The sequence below is a fragment of the Cryptosporangium sp. NPDC051539 genome (assembly GCF_044454545.1).
Classification (GTDB): domain Bacteria; phylum Actinomycetota; class Actinomycetes; order Mycobacteriales; family Cryptosporangiaceae; genus Cryptosporangium.
In genome coordinates this window covers 284010-303639 of the sequence record NZ_JBITDV010000003.1, presented here as the reverse complement: position 1 = coordinate 303639, position 19630 = coordinate 284010, and the positions used below count along the sequence as shown (strand labels likewise).

Sequence of the window (19630 nt, the reverse complement as noted above, 5' to 3'; positions counted from 1 at the left end):
GTCCGGGTCTGCCGTGTCCAGCGCGTGCGGCTGTGCCGCGTCCACCCCGTCGGTTCGTACCTCGGCCGCATCCGGCTTCGGCGGCTGCGCCGCGGCTGCGTGCGCGGGCTGCGCGGGGGCCACCGCCTCCCTGCGTGCCGCGTCCACCGCGTCCGGGTGCGCAGGGAGGGCCGCGTCCGGGTGGGCCGGGTCGGGCACGGCTGCGGGGGGCTGCGGCGGGGCGGGGGGCGGGGGGGACGCCTCCGCTGGACGGGCGGGGGCCTCTTCCGCGGTGTGGGGCATCGGGTCTCCTCAATTGCGCGTGTGCCGCCCGCGCTCAACGGAGCGCGGGCGGCGGGAGCCGGTCGGGCGTGCCGGGGCCCGACCGGCCGAGCGGGTGCCTACCGGCGGTGACCGCCCGCGCGGGCAGGCAGCGTCGCGCTGGTCGGACGACGCCGGAACCAGGCCACGAAGCCGGCGATCGCGCACAGGATCGCGGTCGTCGACGCCGCGGTGATCGCCGACACCCCGGTCGCGCCGAGCGTGGTGGCCGCCGCGCGGTTGACGGTCGTGGTGTGACCGCTACCGACGTTCACGCCGTCTTCGTTCGGCAGCGCGACGAACGGGAACTGCCGCTCGAACCGCGCGTCGTTCGCGTTGACCTTGTCGCCGGTCGCGAGTGCGTCGACGAGCTTGCCGTCCTGCGCCGCACCCTCCATCGCCTGGATCGCGATGTCGACGACGTCGTCACCGAGGCGCCGGCCGTTCGGGAAGCCCTCGGTGTCACCGGCGAGCACGCCCAGCCGGTTCGGCTTGGTGTTGTGCTTGTTCGCGAGGTTGAGCCGCAGCATCTCCGACGCCCGGAACTTCTTCGGGTTGACGTCCTTGTTGAGCACCTGCGAGTTCAGGTCGACCTTGATCGGGCCGCCGAGCTTCTTGTTGATACCGGTCAGGAAGATCTCGGCCAGGTCGTCGCGGGGCGCGTCCGGAGCCGGAATCTTGTAGATCTGCTCGATCAGCTTCGGCAGCTCCGGATCCGTGACCCGGTCGACCGCTTCCTTCACGTCCGCGTCCTGGTCCGGACGGAGACCGTTGAACGCATCCTTCAGGCCGGCCGGCAGCACGACCTCGTTGACCAGCGGGTTACCCAGCCGGGAGACCTGCACGGTGTCGTTGCCGAGCCGCGCCTTGCTGTTGCCCGAGATCCGGACCTTGTTGCGCTCGGTGGTCGACCAGAGACCCGCCACCGGGTTGCGCTTCACGTTGCCGCGGAGGGCCAGCGCCTCGGCCGGCACCTGCAGCGCGATCGAGTTGACGTTGTAGCCGCCGAGCGTGTCCTGGCCGACCTCGCTCAGGTCGCCGCCGTAGAGCAGGTCGAACACCCGCAGGTCGGCGAAGAACGGGTCGTCGGCCTGGCCGGCGAACGCCTTGACCTTGCCCTTCTTCACGATCGCCTGGTCGCGCAGCTTCTTGTAGTCGGGCATCGACGCCTTGCCGACGAACGACGGCGCGACCGGCGCGTTCCGCACGATCGTCTGGCTGTAGCGCCGGCCGCCGTCCTGCGACACCTCGAGCGTGTAGGTCTGCTTGAACAGCAGGTTCTCGTCGTTCAGCGACGTGACCGGGCCGTTGTTGTAGAGGAACGTGTCGTTCCCGCGCTTGTCCTGGTTCTTGAACGTCCACCGGAACACGACGTCGGGCTTGGCGTCGCCGTCGTTGTCGATGTTGATCTTGTACGCGGCGTCGGTCGCGAACGGGTAGAAGTTCGGGCCGCCGTTGGGCTCCTCGAACGGCTGGAAGTTCGCGACCAGCAGGATGGAGCCGGGGGTGTCCGGGCTGGCCATCGCATAGAAGTCGGTGTTGTCGACCGCGGGGTCGGCCGCGATCAGCGGCGCCTCGCGGTGGCTGGAGCCCTGCGCGTTCATCGGTCCGAAGCCGGTCAGTGCGGTCACCAGCGCGAGACCACCGACGGCCAGGCCGGCCGCGGTCCGGCGCGGAAGGCCGAGCCGCCGCTCGGTTGGCGGAGCCCCTGAGGGGGTACTCGTCGGCAGCGGCGTCGTCGTCATCCGGGATCCTCCACGATGGAAATAACCGTGAGCGTGGTCAACCCGGGGACGTGCGCCGATCGCCTAAGGCTCAGCTGTGTGACGTGGGCCACATTCTCCAATTGCGAGCAACCCCTGCATCGGTGCTGCTCAGTGCCACTGTGGTCCGCTGTGTCCAGTTTCCCGATGGGGGCTTTGGGTCGTCGAGCGACTCATGTCCGCGCCGATCGGCGAGCGCCTGCGCCGATCAGCTGAGCGCGAAGCGCTCGAGGCCGGCCAGAACGTCGGCGAGTGAGGGCATGGCCGCGATCTCGCTGCGGAGCGCCTCCGCGGTCGCGCGGTGCACGGGCTCTCCCAACAGGGCCAGCGCGCAGGCGGCGACCGCGTCCGGGCTCAGGTCGTCACCGACCAGCGACAGGGCCGAGCCCTGTGCCGACAGCGCCTCGGCGTTCACGAACTGGTCCGCGCCCTGCGGCAGGATCAGCTGCGGCAGCCCCAGCGCGGCCGCGCCCAGCGTCGTCCCGCTGCCGCCGTGGTGCACGACGAGCGCCGCGTCCCGCAGCACCTGTGCCTGCGGCACGAAACCTTCCACGTGGACGTTACCGGGCACCGGTCCGAGGGCCGCGGGATCGCCGGGGCCGGTGGCGACGACGACCTGGACGGGAAGCGACGCGAGCCCGTCGATCGCCGCCCGGAACACGTGGGTCGCGCCGAACGAGACCGTGCCGAGCGTCAGGTAGACCAGCGGCGTGCCCGGGGACGTCCACGGGCCGGGCGGGCTCCACGGATCCGGCCGCAACGGGAACCGGGTCGGCACCGCCCGCGCGCCCCGGTCGGCGATCGCGTCCGGCCACAGGTCGACGACCGCGTCACCGAGCATCGGGTCGGCCGGGCGGTGGGAGTTCCAGATCCAGTCGAGGTGCGGCGCCGCCGCGGCCAGGATGTCGGCCGGCATCGAGCGCCCGATCGTCACCGACACGCACGGGACGCCGGCCCGGCGGGCGGCGCCCGCGGCCCCGACGTCGCTCATCTCGTAGACGACCAGGTCGGGCTTCACCTGGGAGATCAGGTAGTGGACGTCGGGCAGCGTCCGGCGGGGGAGCAGGTCGGCGAACATCGTCACGAGCACGTCGACGACCGGGCCGTTGGGGTGGCGCCGCACGGCCTCGGCCTCGGCGACTCCGACGCTGACCCCGGCCTCCCGGGTGTCGAGCCCGAGGGCGCTGATTCTCGGGACGAAGTCGGCTCCGGTCGCGAAGACCACCCCGTGCCCGGCCGCCCGCGCCGCGAACGCGAGCGGGAGCAACGGATAGAGGTGTCCGTACGCAGGCCGCCCGCTGAACAGGATCCGCACGGTGTCGACAGTAGAGAGTGGCGACGACGTTTGACGAGTGTGTTATGTTCTTCTCGGATCGAGAATTACTCAAACTGAGAAGAACGGCGAGCGACGATGGACGAGCACGCGTTCCTGGAGGCGTACGACCCCCGCGAGTATCCCGCGGTCGGCGTCACGGTCGACGTCGTCGCGCTGACGATCCGCGACGGTGTGCTCTCGGTGCTGCTGGTCGAGCGGGGGCAAGCCCCGTTCAAGGGGCGGCTCGCGCTCCCGGGTGGCTTCGTGGGCGACGAGACGCTCGACGACGCCGCGCTCCGGGAGCTCGCCGAAGAGACCGGTCTCGACGCCACGAACGGCCGGCTGGCCCGCGTCCACCTGGAGCAGTTGAAGAGCTACGGAGATCCGGGGCGCGATCCGCGGATGCGGGTCGTGTCGGTGGCCTATCTGGCGTTCGCCCCGAGCCTGCCCGACCCCCGCCCGGGGGGCGACGCCGCCGGGGCGGCCTGGGTGCCGGTCGCGACCGTCAGCGAGGCGAGGCTGGCGTTCGACCACAGCCGGATCCTGGGCGACGGCCTGGAGCGGGCCCGGGCCAAGCTCGAGTACTCGCCGCTGGCGACGGCGTTCGTCGGGCCCGAATTCACGATCGCCGAGCTGCGTGCGGTCTACGCGGCGGTCTGGGGCGAGGACCTGCACGCGGGCAACTTCCACCGGAAGGTGCTGTCGGTGCCGGGGTTCGTCGAGGGAACCGGCACGACGACCGCGCGTGGCGGAGACCGCGGGGGTCCGCGGGCGAAGCTCTACCGGGCCGGTGACGCCCGCGTGCTGCACCCGCCGCTGCTGCGCCCGACCTCGGAAGAGGACGTCCGATGAGCTGTTTCGACGACGTCGTGCACCGGATCTTCGCGGCGGACACCGCGGCAGACCTGTTCGACGGCGACGAACCCGACCGCGCCTTCCGGCGGCTACGCCGAGCGGTGCACCCGGACGCGGCGCCGACCGGCAGCGAGGGCATCGCGACCTCGGCGTTCACCCGGCTGACCGAGCTGTGGGAACACCGGGTCGGGCCGTACACGCTCCTCGGTGAACCGGTCAGCGGAGACCTGGCCGACCTGTACCGCGTGCGGTCGGCGAAGGGCACCGCGCTGCTCAAGGTCGCGCGCGAGGCGGCCGACAACGACCTCCTCGCCACCGAAGCCGAGGCGCTGCGGCGCCCGAAGCGCCGGCGGCCGTACTTCCCGCGGCTCTTCGAGACGCTCGTCGTCGACGACGGTGGCGACCGGCGCGCGGCCAACGTGATCGAGCTCTGCGACGGTTTCGTGAGCCTCGCCGAGGTCGAGCACGCCTACCCGGACGGGCTCGATCCGCGGGACGCGGCCTGGATGTGGCGGCGCCTGCTCGTCGCACTCGGAGCCGCGCACCGGGCCGGAGTGGTGCACGGAGCGGTGCTGCCCGAGCATGTGCTGATCCATCCGGGCGAGCACGGGCTGGTGCTGGTCGACTGGTGCTACGCGGTGATCGGGAGCGGGTCCGTTCCCGCGCTGGTCGCGAGGTACCGGGACGCGTACCCGCCCGAGGTGCCGGCCCGGGAGGCCGCCGGGCCCGCCACCGATCTGTACCTGAGCGCCGGGCTGATGCTCCGGCTGATGGGCTCCCGCGTGCATCCCGCGCTGCGCCGGTTCGCCGAGGGCTGTCGCCTGGCCCGCCCGCGGATGCGTCCCCAGGACGCCTGGCGCCTCCTGGCCGAGCTCGACGACGTCCTGCAGCGCCTCTACGGCCCGCGCAGGTTCCGAGAATTTTCCGTCCCCGCGTAAGGAGAAAGACCATGGGAAGCGGACGCTGGTCCACCGACGTCTACACCGCCGCCGAGAACTTCCGCGCGGCCACCGGCCGGAGCGCCTTCGCCTACAGCGACAGCGGTGCCCGGACCGTCCACTCCGGCCTCGACCCGAAGGGCGTCGAGTTCCGGGAGAGCCGAGACGGCGACGAGCACCCGAACAGCACCCCGATCGCGGTGTTGTTCGACGTCACCGGCTCGATGGGCGGTGTGCCCCGGGTGCTGCAGACCAAGTTGCCGCAGCTGCTCGGCCTGCTGCTGCGCAAGGGTTACTGCGCCGACCCGCAGATCCTGTTCGGCGCGGTCGGCGACGCGACCTGCGACCGGGTACCGCTGCAGATCGGTCAGTTCGAGTCCGACAACCGGATGGACGACGACCTGGCGAACATCGTCCTGGAGGGCGGTGGCGGCGGCCAGATGTCGGAATCGTACGAGCTCGCGATGTACTTCCTGGCCCGGCACACCGACACCGACGCGAAGCGGCACGGACGCAAGGGCTACGTGTTCCTGATCGGCGACGAGCTCCCGTACGACACGGTGAAGGCCGGCGAGGTCCGGAACCTGATCGGCGACCGGATCAGCGAAGACCTCACCACCGAGGCCATCGTCGCCGAGTTGCGGCGCGCCTACCACGTGTTCTACCTGCTGCCCGCCGGCGCGGCCTACGCCGGCAACTGGACCGTGCTGCGCCGCTGGCGAGACCTGCTCGGCGAGAACGTGCTGGAGCTGGACGACCTCGACGCGGTCTGCGAAACGATCGCGCTCACGATCGGGCTGAACGAGGACGCGACCGACCTCGACGCCGGCCTCGCCGACCTGAGCGACCTCGGCTCGTCGGCCGGGAAGACCGTCGGCAAGGCGCTGACCCCGTACAGCCGGGCCGTGCGCCGTCGCGGGCGTCCGGTGCGGGCGGCGCTGCCCCGCTCCCGCGGCACGGGCGACTCGGTGCGGCTGTGAGGCACACGATCGTCGTCGACCTCGGTTACGGGGACGCAGGCAAGGGGCGCGTCGTCGACGCGCTCTGCGCCGAGAGCCCGGTCGCGGCGGTCGTGCGCTTCAACGGCGGTGCCCAGGCCGCGCACAACGTCGTGCTTCCGGACGGCCGGCACCACACGTTCGCGCAGTTCGGCGCGGGTACGTTCCGCGGTGTCCGGACCCACCTCTCGCGCTTCGTCGTCGTCGACCCGCTGGCCCTCGCGGCCGAGGCCGCACACCTGGTGTTCCTCGGCGTCCGCGACCCGTTCTCCTCACTGACGATCGAGGCGGACGCGCTGCTCGCGACGCCGTGGCACCGGGCCGCGAACCAGGCCCGGGAGCGGCGCCGGGGCGCGGGGCGGCACGGCAGCTGCGGGCTCGGCGTCGGGGAGACCGTCGCGTACGGGCTGGCGCATCCGTCCGAGGCGCCCCGGGTCGGTGACGTCCTCGACCCGGTGCGGCTCCGGTCGCGGCTGGCCGCGGTCCGCGACCGGCTGACCGCTTCGGTGGGCCCTCTTCAGGCGCCTTCGGTGGACGAGGTGGCAGCGGTCTTCGCGGCGTTCCGGGACGCCGTCCGGATCGTGGACGGCTCGTTCCTCGGCGGGTTGCTGCGGTCGGGCCGGTGCGTGTTCGAGGGGGCGCAGGGCGTCCTGCTCGACGAGTGGTTCGGCTGGCACCCGCACACGACCTGGTCGACCACGACGTTCGCGAACGCCGAGACGCTGCTGGCGGGCGCACCGGCCGAGCGGCTGGGCGTGGTCCGGACGTACACGACGCGGCACGGTGCCGGGCCGCACGTCACCGCGGATCCGGCGCTCGACCGGGCCGTCCCCGAGCCGCACAACGACACCGGCCCCTGGCAGGGCGGGTTCCGGCGCGGCCACTTCGACGCGGTCGCTCATCGGTACGCGGCCGAGGTGTGCGGGGGAGTGGACGCCCTGGCCGTGACGCACCTCGACACCCCCGAACGGGTGCCTACCCTGGGTATCTGTGCGGAGTACTCGGACCTCGACCGGATACCGGTCGGAGTCCGCGGCGACCTGGCCGGTCAGGAACGGCTCACCACCACCCTGGCCGCGACCACCGCCCGGGGGGTGTACCGCCCCTCCGACTGGGCGGCCGAGATCGGGGCCCTGCTGGGAGCACCGGTCGTCCTCGGCACCGACGCCCCCACCGGCCCGCCCGTGATCCGGCGAACCCTGGCTGCCGCACCCTGAGCACCCGCACCGGAGAATGCCGCCGTGCGTAACCACCCGTTCCGGACGCTCTGGGCCGCGGTCGGCATCTCGAATCTCGCCGACGGCGTCAACGTGGCGGCCGCGCCGCTGCTCGCCGCGTCCCTCACGTCCGACCCGGTCTCGATCGCCGGGCTCACCGTCGCCCAGCGTCTGCCCTGGCTGTTCTCGCTGGTCTCGGGCGCGATCGTCGACCGGGTCGCCCGCCGCACGGTCGTCCGCGCGGCCACCGCGGTCCGGGCGCTGACGCTCGGCCTGCTGGCGGTCGCGGTCGGTCTCGGGTACGCGTCGATGCCCCTGCTGTACGCGGTGTTCATCGTCCTGGGCACGTGCGAGACGCTCTTCGACAACGCGTCCGGCGCGCTGGTGCCTGCTCTCGTGCCCTCGGCGGGGCTGGAGAAGGCCAACTCCCGGATCCAGACAACGTTCGTCGTGGCGAACGAGTTCGCCGGGCCGCCGATCGGCGGGTTCCTGCTCGCGATCGCGCTCGCGCTGCCGTTCGCGGTGGGGTCGCTCGGACTGGTCGCGAGTTCGGCCGTGCTGACGCTCCTGCCCCGCGCGGACCCGGCCGCCGAACCGTCGGAAAAGGTGTCGCTCTGGGCCGACATCCGCACCGGAGCCCGGTGGTACTGGCACTCACCGGTCGTCCGGAGCCTGAGCATCGTGTCGGGCGTCGGGAACATGATGACCGGCGCGAGTTACGGCTTGCTGGTGCTGGTGGGCAGTCAACGGCTCGGGCTCAGCCCGCGCGGCTACGGGGTGCTGCTGGCGGTGGGCGCGGTCGGCGCCGTCCTCGGCGGGCTGGTCGCCGACCGGATCGCGAAGCGGGTGGCCGCGGTGCCGCTGGTCGTCGCCACGTGCGTGATCTCGGCCGGCGCGGTGGCCGCGCTCGGGCTCGTGCGCGACCCGGTGCTGGCCGCGGTCGCGCTGGCGACGGACGGTTTCGTGGTGCTGGTGCTCAGCGTCGTGATCGTCTCGACGCGGCAACGGCTGGTGCCGTCCGACCTGCTGGGCCGCGTCAACGCGGTGTACTTCACGGTCGCGCTGGGCGGCCTGGCGGTCGGCGCCCTGGGCGGCGGCGCGATCGCCAGAGCCTTCGGCCTGACGGCCCCGTTCCTGGTCACCGCCGTCCTGATGCTCGTCGCCACGGTCGCCGTCGTCCCGGCCCTCCGTCGGGTGTGACCAACCTCGGCGTGTTCGATTCAGCCGGCGTCTGGCAGCCTAGGCGCCGTGACCAGTTCTTTGCCGATTCCGGCTCGGCCGGGGCCGGCTCCTCGGATCGGGTTGCCGTACCTGTCGCCCGCGGTCAAGGAGTTCCTCTCCCGGGAGGCGGGCAGCGCCGCCGTACTGGTGATCGCGACCGTGGCCGCGCTCGTCTGGGCGAACCTGCCCGGGGGCACCTACGAGAGCTTCTGGCACGTCGAGTCGTCGGTGCGCGTCGGCACCTGGGCGCTGGAACTGGACCTGCAGCACTTCGTCAACGACGCGGCGATGTCGGTCTTCTTCCTCGTCGTCGGGCTGGAGATCAGCCGTGAGGTGACCGTCGGTGAGCTGCGCGACCGCCGGACCGTGATCGTGCCCGCACTGGGCGCGATCGGCGGGCTCGCGTTCCCGGCGCTGATCTACTTCCTCATCCAGCCCAGCGGCCCGGCCGCGGCCGGATGGGGCATCCCGATCTCGACCGACACCGCGTTCCTGGTCGGCGTGCTGGCCTTGTTCGGGCCGCGGTGCCCTGACCAGCTCCGGCTGTTCCTGCTCACGCTGGCGATCGTCGACGACATCGGCGCGATCAGCGTGATGGCGGTGTTCTACAGCGATCACGTCTCGATGCGGGCGCTCGCGATGTCGGCGGTGCTCGTCGTGGTGCTGTTCGGGCTGCGGTTCGCCGGCGTCTGGCAGCTGGCGCCGTACCTGCTGGTCGGGGGAGTGCTCTGGGTCTCGGTGTACGAGTCCGGGGTGCACCCGACGCTGGCCGGCGCGCTGCTCGGCCTGATCGTCCCGGCCGCGGCGGTCGATCCGTCCCAGCGTCAGCGGCTGGCCTACTACGGCCGGGCGGTGATCGAGGCGGCGACCCCGGCGCGGGTCCGGCTCGCGAACACCGCGGCGCGGGCGACGCTCTCGTCGAACGAGCGGCTCCAGGACGCGCTGCACCCGGTGAGCGCGCTGGTCGTGCTGCCGCTGTTCGGTCTGGCCAACGCGGGCGTGCCGCTCAACTGGGAGACGCTCGAGGCCGCCTCGACGTCCGGGGTGACGATCGGGGTCGCGGTCGCGCTGGTGGCCGGCAACGCGATCGGGGTTTCGCTGTTCGCCGGGGTCGCGCTGCGCACCGGGCTGGGCGCGCTGCCCGGGCGGGTCCGGTACGGGCACCTGATCGGCGGGGCCGTGCTGTGCGGCATCGGGTTCACGATCTCGCTCTTCATCACGGATCTGGCGTTCGAGGACGAGGCCCTGCGTCAGGACGCGAAGATCGGCGTGCTGGCCGGATCGTTGCTGGCCGCGGTGATCGGCTCGGTACTGCTGCGCTACCTGGGCGAGCGGTTGCCGCTGTGCACGGTCGACACCGAGGGCGGCCCGCCGCCGCTGCCGACCGGGCCGTGGATCGACCCGACGGTCGCCCGGATCGCCGAAGCCCGTGAAGTCAGACGCGAGTGAGGCCGAGAGCCGACCGCAGGGCCCGGAGCTCCACCCGGCCGGTGTAGAGGCGGTTGTCGATGCAGAGCGTCGGCGTGCCGCGGACACCGAGCGCGACGCCGGAGGCGTAATCGGCGGCGATGTACGGCTGGTACGCCTGCGCGACCTCGCCGGTGACCTCGCCCGCGCCGACCTTCGACGCCCAGGCCTGCAGGTCGGGGTCGGAGAGCTTGCTCTGGTGCTTGAACAGCACCCAGGCCAGATCCCAGAACTTGTCGCCGGACGCCTCCGCCGCCAGCGCCGCGGTCAGCGCGAACGGGTGCAGCTCGAACAGCGGGAAGTGCCGGTAGACCAGGCGGACGCCGCCGCGCGAGCTGTCGATCAGCTCCTTCAGCACCGGCGCCGCGGCACCGCAGTACGGGCACTCGAAGTCGCCGAACTCGACGACGGTGATCGCCGCGTCGGGATTGCCGTAGACGTGGCGGTTCAAGTCGATGGCTGGGGCCTCGGTCACGCTCTGAACGGTAGCTCGTCCGGGACTACGATGAGCGGGTGCTCCGGCCCGGTGTGCAGCGCGCGCTGATCGCGCTGGTCCAGGTGCTGGGGCTGTCGGTGTGGTTCTCGGCGTCCGCGGTGATGCCCGCGCTGCGCGAGGCCTGGCACGTCAGCGCGACCGCGTCGGTGTGGCTCACCGCGTCCGTCCAGCTGGGGTTCGTGGCCGGTGCGGTCACCTCGGCCGTGCTGAACCTGGCCGACCGGGTGCGGGCCCCGCTGCTGATGGCGGTGTGCGCGGTGCTGGCCGCGGCCTGCACCGGCTCGTTCGCGCTGTTCGTGGACGGTCTGGCCGGCGCGGTTCCGCTGCGGTTCCTGACCGGGTTGTTCCTGGCCGGGGTGTACCCGGTGGGGATGAAGCTGACCGGGTCGTGGGCCCCACCGGCGCGCCGGGGGCTGGCGTTCGGGGTCATGATCGGGGCGCTGACGCTCGGCTCGGCGCTGCCGCACCTGATCGGCGGGCTGGGCTCGCTGCCGTGGCGGGGAGTGATGTCGGCCGCGGCCGGGTGCGCGGTGGTGGGCGCGCTGGTGGCCGCGGCGGCCGTTCGGGAGGGTCCGCTGTTCGGGGCGGGTGCTCCCCGGCCCGACCCGCGTTATGCGGTGGCGATGTTCCGGCAGCGCGCACCCCGGCTGGTGAACCTCGGGTACTTCGGGCACATGTGGGAGCTGTACGCACTGTGGACGTGGCTGCCGAGTTTCCTGCTCGCCGGGCGGACCGGGGGGAACGTGAGCCTGGTGGCGTTCCTGGCCATCGGGATCGCCGGGGTCGCGGGCTGTCTGGCCGGCGGCTGGGCGGCGGACCGGTACGGGCGGTCGCGGGCCGCGGTGACCGCGCTCGTCGTCAGCGGGGCGTGCTGCCTGGCCTCGCCGCTGTTCTTCGGGGCGCCGACCGGGTTCGTCGTAGGGCTCGGGGTGGTGTGGGGAGCGGCGGTGATCGCCGACTCGGGGGTGTTCTCCACGTCGCTGAGCGAGGTCGCCGACCCGAGGTACGTGGGTACCGCGTTGACCGCGCAGACCGCGATCGGGTTCGCGCTCACCGTGGTGACCATTCAGCTCGTTCCGGTGCTGGCCGGCGCGGTCGGCTGGCGCTGGGCGTTCTGGCTGCTCGTCCCCGGTCCGCTGGTCGGTGCGCTGGCCATGCGCGCGTTCGGCAGGCGGCCCGGGTAGGCATACTCGGGACGTCACCGACGAGGGAAGGGGCGCCATGCGGGGGTTCGTGTACGCCGCGCGTCCGGTGCGGGTGCGGTTCGGGGCCGGTGCGCTGGCCGAGCTGCGGGCCGAGATCGAGCGGCTCGGGCGGCGGCGCGTCCTGCTGGTGTCGGGGTCGTCGCAGCCCGACGTCGTCTCGCGGGCCGCGGACGTGCTCGGCGAGCTCGTCGCGGCACGGTTCGGCGGGGCCGCGATGCACACGCCGGTCGAGGTGACCGACCGGGCACTGGAAGCGGCCGGCGACGTCGACTGCGTGGTCTCGGTCGGTGGTGGTTCGGCGACCGGGCTCGGGAAAGCGGTGGCCGTCCGGCGGGGGATTCCGCAGGTCGTGGTGGCCACCACGTACGCCGGGTCGGAGGTGACGCCGACGCTCGGCGAGACGTCCGACGGTGTCAAGACGACCCGCAGCGCGCCGGAGATCCTCCCCGCCACCGTGCTCTACGACGTCGACCTGACGCTCGGGCTGCCGGTCGGGTTGTCGGTGACCAGCGGGGTCAACGCGATGGCGCACGCGGTCGAGGCGCTGTACTCGGCCGACGCGAACCCGGCCGTCAGCGCGATGGCCGTGCAGTCGATCGGGCTGCTGGCGTCGGGGCTGCGGCGGATCGTCGTGTCGCCGGCGGACCCCGACGCACGGGCGGACGCGCTGGCCGGGGCCTGGCTCGCGGGGACCTGCCTGGGCGCGGTCGGGATGGGGCTGCACCACAAGCTGTGCCACACGCTGGGCGGGTCGTTCGGGCTGCCGCACGCGGAGACGCACACGGTCGTGCTGCCGCACGCGATGGCGTACAACGCGTCCGCGGCGCCGGAGGCGATGGCCGAGGTCGCCGCCGCGCTGGCCACGGGGGGCGGCCGGCGCCGCCGCGGCGCGGACGCGGCGGCGGCGATGTACGACTTCGTGGTGGAGCTGGGCGGGCCGACTTCGCTCGCCCAGCTCGGGCTGACCGCCGCCGACGTTCCCGCGGCGGCCGAGCTCGCCACCGCCCGCCCTTACCCGAATCCGCGGGAGGTGACCGAAGACGGCATCACCGGGCTACTGACCGACGCGCTGCACGGGGTCCGTCCGGCCGGCGCCCGGGACTACTCCTGGCTCACCGATCAGGTGGTCGCCAGCTTCGACGCCACACCCGACCCCCGGGTCAGAGAGCTGGTCACCGGCCTGGTCCGGCACCTGCACGCCTTTGCCGAAGAACACGACGTCACCCAGGACGAATGGCAGTACGCGATCGACTTCCTCACCCGGACCGGCGACGTCACCAGCCCGGCCCGCCAGGAGTTCGTGCTGCTCTCCGACACGCTCGGCGTCTCCAGCATGGTCGACCTGCTGACGAACTCCCGCACGCCCGACACCACGCCGTCCGCGGTCCTCGGCCCGTTCTACGTGCCCGGCCCGCCCGCCGTCGCGGCGGGCGCCGACATCTCCGGTGACCTGCCGGGAACGCCGCTCTGGGTCGACGTCCGGATCGAAGGCGTGGACGGAGATCCGGTCGCCGGCGCGACCGTCGACGTCTGGCAGAGCAACGAGGACGGGTTCTACGACCTGCAGCTCCCCGACCTGGACGGACCGGTCCTCCGCGGCCGGCTCTCCAGCGACGCCGACGGACGCGTGCGGTTCTGGACGATCCTGCCGTCGGAGTACCCGGTGCCGGTCGACGGGCCGGTGGGCGAGCTGCTCACCGGCACCGGACGCCATCCGTACCGGGCGCCCCACCTGCACTTCCTCATCGACGCACCCGGTCGTCGGCGACTGATCACCCAACTGTTCGTCCGGGGCGGCGCCTACCTCGACTCCGACACGGTGTTCGGCGTCAAGGACGACCTGATCGTCGACTTCGCCCCGGGTGAGGGGACCCCGCCGGACGGCCGCGCCGTCGACGGCGAGTGGCGCCTGCTCACCTACACGTTCCGTCTCGCCTGAGCTCCCGGCACCGGCCCGCGCTGTACCGGGGTACTGCGGCGGGCTGTCGACCGACGACCCGGGGACCGCGTGCGGTCGCGGCCGGACGACCCGCACGCCGCCTTATGCCAGATCCTCGCCCGGTGAGGTCGGGCCCCCGGCCTCCGGCGAGGCCTGCGGCGGCGATTCCGGTGAGGCGGCGGGCTTGGCTGAGGCGGCGGGCTTGGCTGAGGCGGGGTGCTCCGGCGAGGCCGGGGGCTGGGGCGACGGGGCCGGGCGGGGGCTGGGGAAGAGGCGGCCGAGCGTGGGGAGGCCGGGCGCGGGACGGCTCGGCGCGGACTGGGCCCGGACGTCGGCGATCTGGCGGCGGAGGTCGTCCTGGCTGATCGCCGACGCCCGGGTGCCGGTGCGGGCCTCCCGCATGGCCTTCGAGAGCTGCGCCCGCCGGAGCACTTCGGCGAGGTCCGCGCCGGTCAGGCCCTGGCTCAGCGTGGCGCACGCGGCGACGTCGACGTCGTCGGCGAACATCCGGAACCCCGGCACCTCGTGCGACACGATCAGCTGCCGGATCATCTTGGCCAGGATCTGCGCCCGGCCGGTCGCGTCCGGGGCCGGGATCGCGAGCTTGATGTCGAACCGTCCCGACCGGATCAGTGACGGGTCGATGCGCTCCGGGAAGTTCGTCGTGGCGACGACGAAGACGTTCGGGTTCGCGTCGACCAGCGTGTTCATCTCCTGCTTGAAGATGCCGGCCACCGAGTTGATCGCCTGGCTCGCGGCGTCGCCACCTTCGCTCGCGTAGCCGATGATCGTGTCGAACTCGTCGAACAGCATCACGGTCGGTTCGGAGTAGCGCCGGGCATCGCGGAAGATCTGCTTGATGTTGCGCTCGGAGGAGCCGAGCCACTTGTCGAGGATCTCGGTCGTCCGGATCTCGCGGAACCGGGCGCCGATCTCGTTCGCGAGTGCGCGGGCGAGCATCGTCTTGCCGGTGCCGGGCGGACCGTAGAACAGCGCGCCCTGCGGCCGCTTGGCCCCCCACCGCGCGAGCGCCTGCGGGTGCCGGAACGAGGCCGCGATCTCGCGCAGCTGCCCGACGATGTCGTCGAGCCCGCCGACCTGGTCGAGCGTGACGCGCTCCGGTCCGCCGGACGTGGCCGAGACCGTGATCACCTGGCCGACGAGTGCGTCCGGGCCGGTGGCCTCACCGACGGCGTCGACGACCAGGCGGCAGAAGCCCTCGAGGTGGGCCACGCTCATCTCGGCGGCCGGCACCGTGGAGCGGAGCACGATCGTCCGCTCGTCGACCCGGGAGCTGGCGACCACGCCGCTGGCCGCGTCCGCGACCTCGGCCTCCCCGTCGATGACGTCCGCACCCGCGTCCGCGGTCGGCCCGGCATCCGCCGTCGCGGCGAGCCCGGCATCCGCCGTCGCGGCGCCTCCGGCATCCGCCGGCCCGGCAGCGGCGGCGGCCGGAGGGGCGTCCGTCTCGCCCGTGCCACGCCCGCCGGCGTCGGCCGCGTCCGCCGTCGGCGCTGCTCCGACCTCGGCCGGTCCGGCCGGGTGGGGGTCGGCCTCGGCCGGTCCGGCCGTCGTGGCGTCGGAGGGGGCGGTGGTGGGCGCCGCGGTGTCGGGCCGGGCCACAGGCGGACGGGGGTCCGAGGGGCGGCCGCGGTCCGGGTCCAGGCGGCGCGAGACGCCCGCGAGCACCGACGACACCCCGTCGACCAGACGGGTGGCCCACGGGTCACCCGACTCCACCCGCCGCGACAGGAAGACCCCGATCGGGTCGTTCCCGAGCACGGTGAGCCCGGCCCGGTGCTCCGGCTCGGCGCCGGTACGAATGCTCGCGTCGAGGAAGAACTCCGCGTCCTCGCGGGTCAGCGACAGCGACACCGACCGGACCGGAGGAGGAAAGGCGACGCCGGACAGCAACTCCACCCGCGGCCCGTCGGCGGCGGCCAGGATACGTTCGGCGTCCACGATCGTGAGCGTGCAGCCGCCGTGCGAGAACGTCCGCAGGTCGGGCCGTAGTGCGAAGGGCGTAGTCGGCTTCACCCTTCGTTGCTACCCCGCCACCGCAAGGCCTATCCGGTCCGGCCCGGCCGGGCCGGACCCCGCTGAGGTGGACGGCGACCTCGGCCTCGGCGAAGAGCACAATGACCGCGACGGCCTCCCGGCGCACCCGGTGCGGATCGATCGTCGTGCGGCGCGCCGGTTGTCCGGCGTCGATACCCTGCCGGAGTTGGTCGAAGATCGGGGTCGGGCATGTTTGGTAGGGAGCGTCGGCGCCCTGACGTCACCTCCGAATCCGTGCTGCGCGACCACATCGTCCGCGGACACACGCTGCTCGAGCAGGGGCGCACGGCGGAGGCGGAACGCGTGCTGGCCGGCGCGTTGCCACTGGTCGCCGCGGTCGGCCCGCACACCAACGGGTTCCTCGCCTACCGGATGCTGGGCCAGTGCGCCCGCACGGCCGGCCGGCTGGACGTGGCCCGCAACTACTACAGCCGCGCGCTCGACGTCGCCGAGGCGCTCGGCGACCCCCACCTGGCCGGGGCCGCGGTCAGCGGCATGGCGTTCGTCGAGGTCGCGGCTTCCGACCTCGAGCGTGCCGACGGGTACTTCCGGCAGGCGGTCCAGCTGGTCCGGACCGTGCCGCCCGGCCCGGGCCGGGTGACCGTGCTGCGCAACTACGCCGACCTGCTCGCCCGCACCGACGACCCGCGGGCCGCCGGGTACTACGAGGAGGCGCTCGAGCAGCCCGGCGTCGCTCCGGCCGACCGGGCCGCGATGCTCCTCCTGCTCGGGCGTGACCTGTGCCGCCGGGGGCGGAGCGCACCCGGCGTCGAGCGGCTGCGGGCCGCGGCGGCGCTGCTGCGCGAGGCGGAGACCCCGTCGGAGGAGTACCCGGCGGTGGTGGCGCTCGCCGGCGCGGCGCGGGACTGCGACCCGCCGACCGCGACCGAGGCGTTCGTCCGGGCGCACGAGCTGGCCGGGGCGCTGTACCAGCCGCCGGACCCGAAGCACTACACCGAGGGGTACGCGGCGCGGGTCCGGGCCGTCGAGGCCGAGACCCAGCGGCGCGCGGCCGCGGGCCAGCTCCCGACGACCGCGCACCCGGCGTTCCGGGCCGCGGCGGAGGCCGCCATGCAGGGGCTGCGTCCGGAGCTCGCGTCGGTGGTCGCGGTGGGTGCACCGGCGACGGTCGGGACGCGGTCGCTGGAGGAGGCCGAAGTGCTGCTGGCCGAGCACCGGCTCGGCGAGGCGCAGACGAAGCTGCAGCTCGCCGAAGTGATGTGGTCGTCGCTGGGCGCGGCGCACGTGATGCCGAGGGTGTGGGCGGGGCAGGGGCGGCTCGCGCTGCAGCGCGGCGACGACGCGGCCGGCTGGGGGCTGCTCGAACGCGCCCGGATCCAGGCCGCGGCGCTGGGCGACGCCCGCACCGAGCTGGTCGCGGTCGTCGCGCAGAGCCGGCTGCTCGGCGGCTCGGCGGAGCTGCAGGTGCTCGAACTCCTCCCGCGGGCGCGGGCGCTCGCCGAGATCGGTGGCCCCGACGGCGCGGTGCTCTCCGAACTGGCCGGGGTCGCGGCCGAGCTCTGCACCCGCTACGGCGCGGACACGCTGGCCGAGGCCTACCACCGGGAAGCGGCTGCCCTCGCCGAGGGCGCGGGCGACGCGGCTCTGGCCCAGGCGCTGTCCGGGCTCGTGCGGTTCCTCCTCGACCAGGGGTCCGGCGGCCTCGACGAGCTGCGCGCGCGCCTGGAGGCGCTCGGATCGAGCAGCGACCCGGTGGTGCGCCTGGCCGCCGGTGGCACGCTCGGACGGCTCGACCTCGTCGACGGTACGGTCACCGAGTCGACGGCCGCGCTGCTCACCGAGGCGTGTGCCGCCGCCGACGAACTCCGGGACCGCGCCGGTGGCACGTTCCCGTCCGAGGGGCTTCCCGAACCCCCTCATGCGGACGCCGCCGAGGTCGCGCTGTGCCTGGGCCGGCCGGACGAAGCCCTCGCCCTGCTGGAGCGCGCCGACGCCGACGGCGACAGCCCGGGCGCGACGGTCGGTGCGACGGTCGTGGTCGCGTTCACGGGCGTCCGGGGCGTGTACGCGCTCACCGCCGCCGCCGACGCCCCGGTCGTGGCCGAGGTCGTGGCCGACGGTCCGCCCGAGCCGTGGGCGCCCGGCACCCCGGTCGACCGCGGGCTCCGGACGGTCGTGGAGGCCGCCGTGCGGAGCGGCACGCCGGTCGTCGCCGTGGCCCGGGGCGCGTTGCCCCCGCCCCACGACAGCGACGTCACGCTGCTGCCCGTGGTCCCGGCGGCGTTCCGGGCCGGCCCGGGCCCCACGGTCGCGGGTCCCGGAGCCCCGCGCCCCGTACTTCCGGGCTCCGGGTACGTGTTCGCCGACCCGCTGGGCGACCAGCCGTTCGCCCGGGCCGCGGCCGCCCACGGCGCGCGCACGCTCGGCACCGCACCGATCTGCGGGCCCGCGGTCACCGCCGACCGGCTGGCCGGGGCGCTGGCCCGAACGCCGTTCGTGCACCTCGCCTGCCCGGTCGTCGCCGACCCGCGGCGTCCGCGGCGCAGCGGACTGCTGCTCGCCGGTCCGGACGGCGGTCCCGACCGGCTGGCGCCGTTCCGGCTCGCCGGGCTGCCGTGGAGCGGCACCGCCGTGCTGCTCGCACCGGGCGAGGCCGGTGCGGCACCGGCCCCGCTGATCGCCGCGCTGCTGCGCTCGGGCGCGACCGCCGTCGTGGCCAGTGGCCGCCCGGTCGACGCCCTGACCGGCGCGGTGCTCACGACCTGGTTCTCCGACGCGCTGGCCGAGGGCGCCGGCCCGTACGCGGCCGTCCGCGCCGCGCAGGGCCGGGCCCGCACCGTGACCGGCGACGACCTCCTCGCCTGGGCGGCCGACCGCCCGGAGATCGACGCCGCCGCGCTGGCCGTGGTCGCCGAGCGCGCCGAGCAGCCGGCTCCGTTCGCCGACCCCGCCCACTGGGCCTGGTTCGCCGCTTACGGCCCTCGCTGACCGAGCGCCGGGGCGGCCACCCGGAGGAACTCGATCTTCTCGGCGTCGGGGGAGCCGGCCGGGGCCGTGTACGTGACGATGCGCACGTCGGCGCCCGGCACGGTCAGGACGTCGCAATCGACGAGCACCGGGCCGACGACCGGGTGCTCGATCGTCTTGCGGTCGGCGATGTGCCGTCCCACCGTCCCGGACGCCCACATCGCCGCGAACCGCGCGCTCCCGGCCAGGGCCTCCGCGATCAGGCCGGTCACCCGGGGATCGTCCGGGTACCGGGCCTCCGCCGCGCGCAGGTCGGACACGACCGCGTGCTCGAGCACCTCCGGTCCCAGCTCCGACCGGACCGGCCACCGGGCCAGCACGTTCTCCCTCACCAGCCCGAACCGGCCCCGAACCAGGTTCCGGTCGGCCGGCGGCACCAAGGCGGGGTCACCGATCAGCGCGGCCCAGAGCGGGCTCCAGCGGATCAGCTGCCAGTCGGCCGCGAACACCCCGATCGGGATCTCTCCGAGCCGGGTGATCAGCCGCTGCACTCCCGGCGGCACGTGATCCGAGATCAGTCCGGTAACCGGCGGCTGCAACCCGGCGAGCAGGTACAGATGGTCCCGCTCGGACGTATCGAGCTGCAGCGCCCGCGCCAGCGCCGCCACGACCTGCCCGGACGGCGTCGTCGCGCGCCCCTGCTCGAGGCGCACCACGTAGTCGACCGACAGCCCGGCCAGGCTCGCCAGCTCCTCGCGGCGCAGCCCGGCGGCCCGGCGATTGGCGGCGACCGGCAGCCCCGCGTCGGCCGGCGAGAGCCGGTCCCGCCAGGTCCGGAGCGTTTCGCCCAGGGCGTCCGATGCCATGCCCCCATGATTCCCCGCGGCGGCGCGGACCACCCTGGTACTGCTGGTCCTACCGTCGAGGCCT

14 protein-coding genes and 1 pseudogene are annotated in these 19630 nt (G+C 73.9%); 9 read left to right on the top strand and 6 right to left on the bottom strand.

Translation table 11 applies throughout. The annotated features are described in order from the left end of the window. From ACIBZJ_RS11670 to ACIBZJ_RS11660, 3 genes and pseudogenes are all read right to left on the bottom strand, one after another. Window positions 1-282: pseudogene (locus ACIBZJ_RS11670) on the bottom strand (hypothetical protein); the annotation flags it as partial. A gap of 98 nt (window positions 283-380) precedes the next feature. Beyond that, window positions 381-2045 (bottom strand): DUF4331 domain-containing protein, encoded by a 1665-nt coding sequence (locus ACIBZJ_RS11665; RefSeq protein WP_395928305.1) that lies wholly within the window; start codon window positions 2043-2045, stop codon window positions 381-383. A gap of 226 nt (window positions 2046-2271) precedes the next feature. Then, window positions 2272-3378, bottom strand: coding sequence for a glycosyltransferase (locus tag ACIBZJ_RS11660; RefSeq protein ID WP_395928303.1), 1107 nt, complete (start codon window positions 3376-3378; stop codon window positions 2272-2274). A 96-nt stretch (window positions 3379-3474) separates the two neighbouring features. On the opposite strand from ACIBZJ_RS11660, the gene ACIBZJ_RS11655 reads away from it, so the two are divergent. Genes ACIBZJ_RS11655 through nhaA form a run of 6 tightly spaced genes read left to right on the top strand, consistent with a single transcriptional unit; the run spans window position 3475 to window position 10056 of the window. Beyond that, window positions 3475-4230 carry an NUDIX hydrolase gene (locus ACIBZJ_RS11655; RefSeq protein ID WP_395928301.1) on the top strand — a complete coding sequence of 252 codons (756 nt, stop codon included), beginning with the start codon at window positions 3475-3477 and terminating at the stop codon, window positions 4228-4230. Next, entirely contained in the window at window positions 4227-5171 is a 945-nt protein-coding gene (locus ACIBZJ_RS11650; RefSeq protein WP_395928299.1) for a lipopolysaccharide kinase InaA family protein, read from the top strand. The genes ACIBZJ_RS11655 and ACIBZJ_RS11650 overlap by 4 nt, the downstream gene beginning before the upstream one ends. Before the next feature lie 11 nt (window positions 5172-5182). Next, window positions 5183-6151: a hypothetical protein gene (locus tag ACIBZJ_RS11645; protein WP_395928296.1), complete on the top strand. Its 969-nt coding sequence runs from the start codon at window positions 5183-5185 to the stop codon at window positions 6149-6151. Then, entirely contained in the window at window positions 6148-7386 is a 1239-nt protein-coding gene (locus ACIBZJ_RS11640) for an adenylosuccinate synthetase (protein ID WP_395928293.1), read from the top strand. The genes ACIBZJ_RS11645 and ACIBZJ_RS11640 overlap by 4 nt, the downstream gene beginning before the upstream one ends. A 24-nt stretch (window positions 7387-7410) precedes the next feature. Then, window positions 7411-8586 (top strand): MFS transporter, encoded by a 1176-nt coding sequence (locus tag ACIBZJ_RS11635; protein ID WP_395928291.1) that lies wholly within the window; start codon window positions 7411-7413, stop codon window positions 8584-8586. 48 nt (window positions 8587-8634) lie between these two features. Further along, window positions 8635-10056: a Na+/H+ antiporter NhaA gene (gene nhaA / locus ACIBZJ_RS11630; RefSeq protein WP_395928289.1), complete on the top strand. Its 1422-nt coding sequence runs from the start codon at window positions 8635-8637 to the stop codon at window positions 10054-10056. On the opposite strand, the gene ACIBZJ_RS11625 is transcribed toward nhaA, so the two are convergent. After that, window positions 10043-10549 carry a DsbA family protein gene (locus ACIBZJ_RS11625; protein ID WP_395928287.1) on the bottom strand — a complete coding sequence of 169 codons (507 nt, stop codon included), beginning with the start codon at window positions 10547-10549 and terminating at the stop codon, window positions 10043-10045. The two genes, nhaA and ACIBZJ_RS11625, sit on opposite strands and share 14 nt — an antisense overlap. Before the next feature lie 38 nt (window positions 10550-10587). Here ACIBZJ_RS11625 and ACIBZJ_RS11620 point away from each other — a divergent pair, with 38 nt between their 5' ends. Together ACIBZJ_RS11620 and ACIBZJ_RS11615 are read left to right on the top strand one after the other, a co-directional pair. Continuing rightward, complete coding sequence (locus ACIBZJ_RS11620; protein WP_395928285.1) at window positions 10588-11754, top strand: MFS transporter; 1167 nt, start codon at window positions 10588-10590, stop codon at window positions 11752-11754. 37 nt (window positions 11755-11791) lie between these two features. Beyond that, entirely contained in the window at window positions 11792-13714 is a 1923-nt protein-coding gene (locus ACIBZJ_RS11615; protein ID WP_395928283.1) for a maleylacetate reductase and hydroxyquinol 1,2-dioxygenase domain-containing protein, read from the top strand. A 102-nt stretch (window positions 13715-13816) separates the two neighbouring features. On the opposite strand, the gene ACIBZJ_RS11610 is transcribed toward ACIBZJ_RS11615, so the two are convergent. After that, on the bottom strand, window positions 13817-15751 hold the full coding sequence (locus ACIBZJ_RS11610; protein WP_395928281.1) for an AAA family ATPase: 1935 nt from the start codon (window positions 15749-15751) through the stop codon (window positions 13817-13819). Window positions 15752-16006: 255 nt separating this feature from the next. Here ACIBZJ_RS11610 and ACIBZJ_RS11605 point away from each other — a divergent pair, with 255 nt between their 5' ends. Continuing rightward, the gene (locus tag ACIBZJ_RS11605; RefSeq protein ID WP_395928279.1) at window positions 16007-18721 is read left to right on the top strand and encodes a tetratricopeptide repeat protein; all 2715 of its coding nucleotides are present in this window, start codon (window positions 16007-16009) and stop codon (window positions 18719-18721) included. Here ACIBZJ_RS11605 and ACIBZJ_RS11600 read toward each other — a convergent pair. After that, window positions 18706-19566 carry a helix-turn-helix transcriptional regulator gene (locus tag ACIBZJ_RS11600; protein WP_395928277.1) on the bottom strand — a complete coding sequence of 287 codons (861 nt, stop codon included), beginning with the start codon at window positions 19564-19566 and terminating at the stop codon, window positions 18706-18708. The genes ACIBZJ_RS11605 and ACIBZJ_RS11600 overlap by 16 nt on opposite strands. Window positions 19567-19630: the final 64 nt, after the last annotated feature.

Excerpts from the sequence above, each read along its gene's own strand:
- ACIBZJ_RS11665 (WP_395928305.1), bottom strand. The coding sequence starts at position 2,045 with ATGACGACGACGCCGCTGCCGACGAGTACCCCCTCAGGGGCTCCGCCA.
- ACIBZJ_RS11655 (WP_395928301.1), top strand. The coding sequence starts at position 3,475 with ATGGACGAGCACGCGTTCCTGGAGGCGTACGACCCCCGCGAGTATCCC.
- ACIBZJ_RS11650 (WP_395928299.1), top strand. The coding sequence starts at position 4,227 with ATGAGCTGTTTCGACGACGTCGTGCACCGGATCTTCGCGGCGGACACC.
- ACIBZJ_RS11645 (WP_395928296.1), top strand. The coding sequence starts at position 5,183 with ATGGGAAGCGGACGCTGGTCCACCGACGTCTACACCGCCGCCGAGAAC.
- ACIBZJ_RS11615 (WP_395928283.1), top strand. The coding sequence starts at position 11,792 with ATGCGGGGGTTCGTGTACGCCGCGCGTCCGGTGCGGGTGCGGTTCGGG.
- ACIBZJ_RS11600 (WP_395928277.1), bottom strand. The coding sequence starts at position 19,566 with ATGGCATCGGACGCCCTGGGCGAAACGCTCCGGACCTGGCGGGACCGG.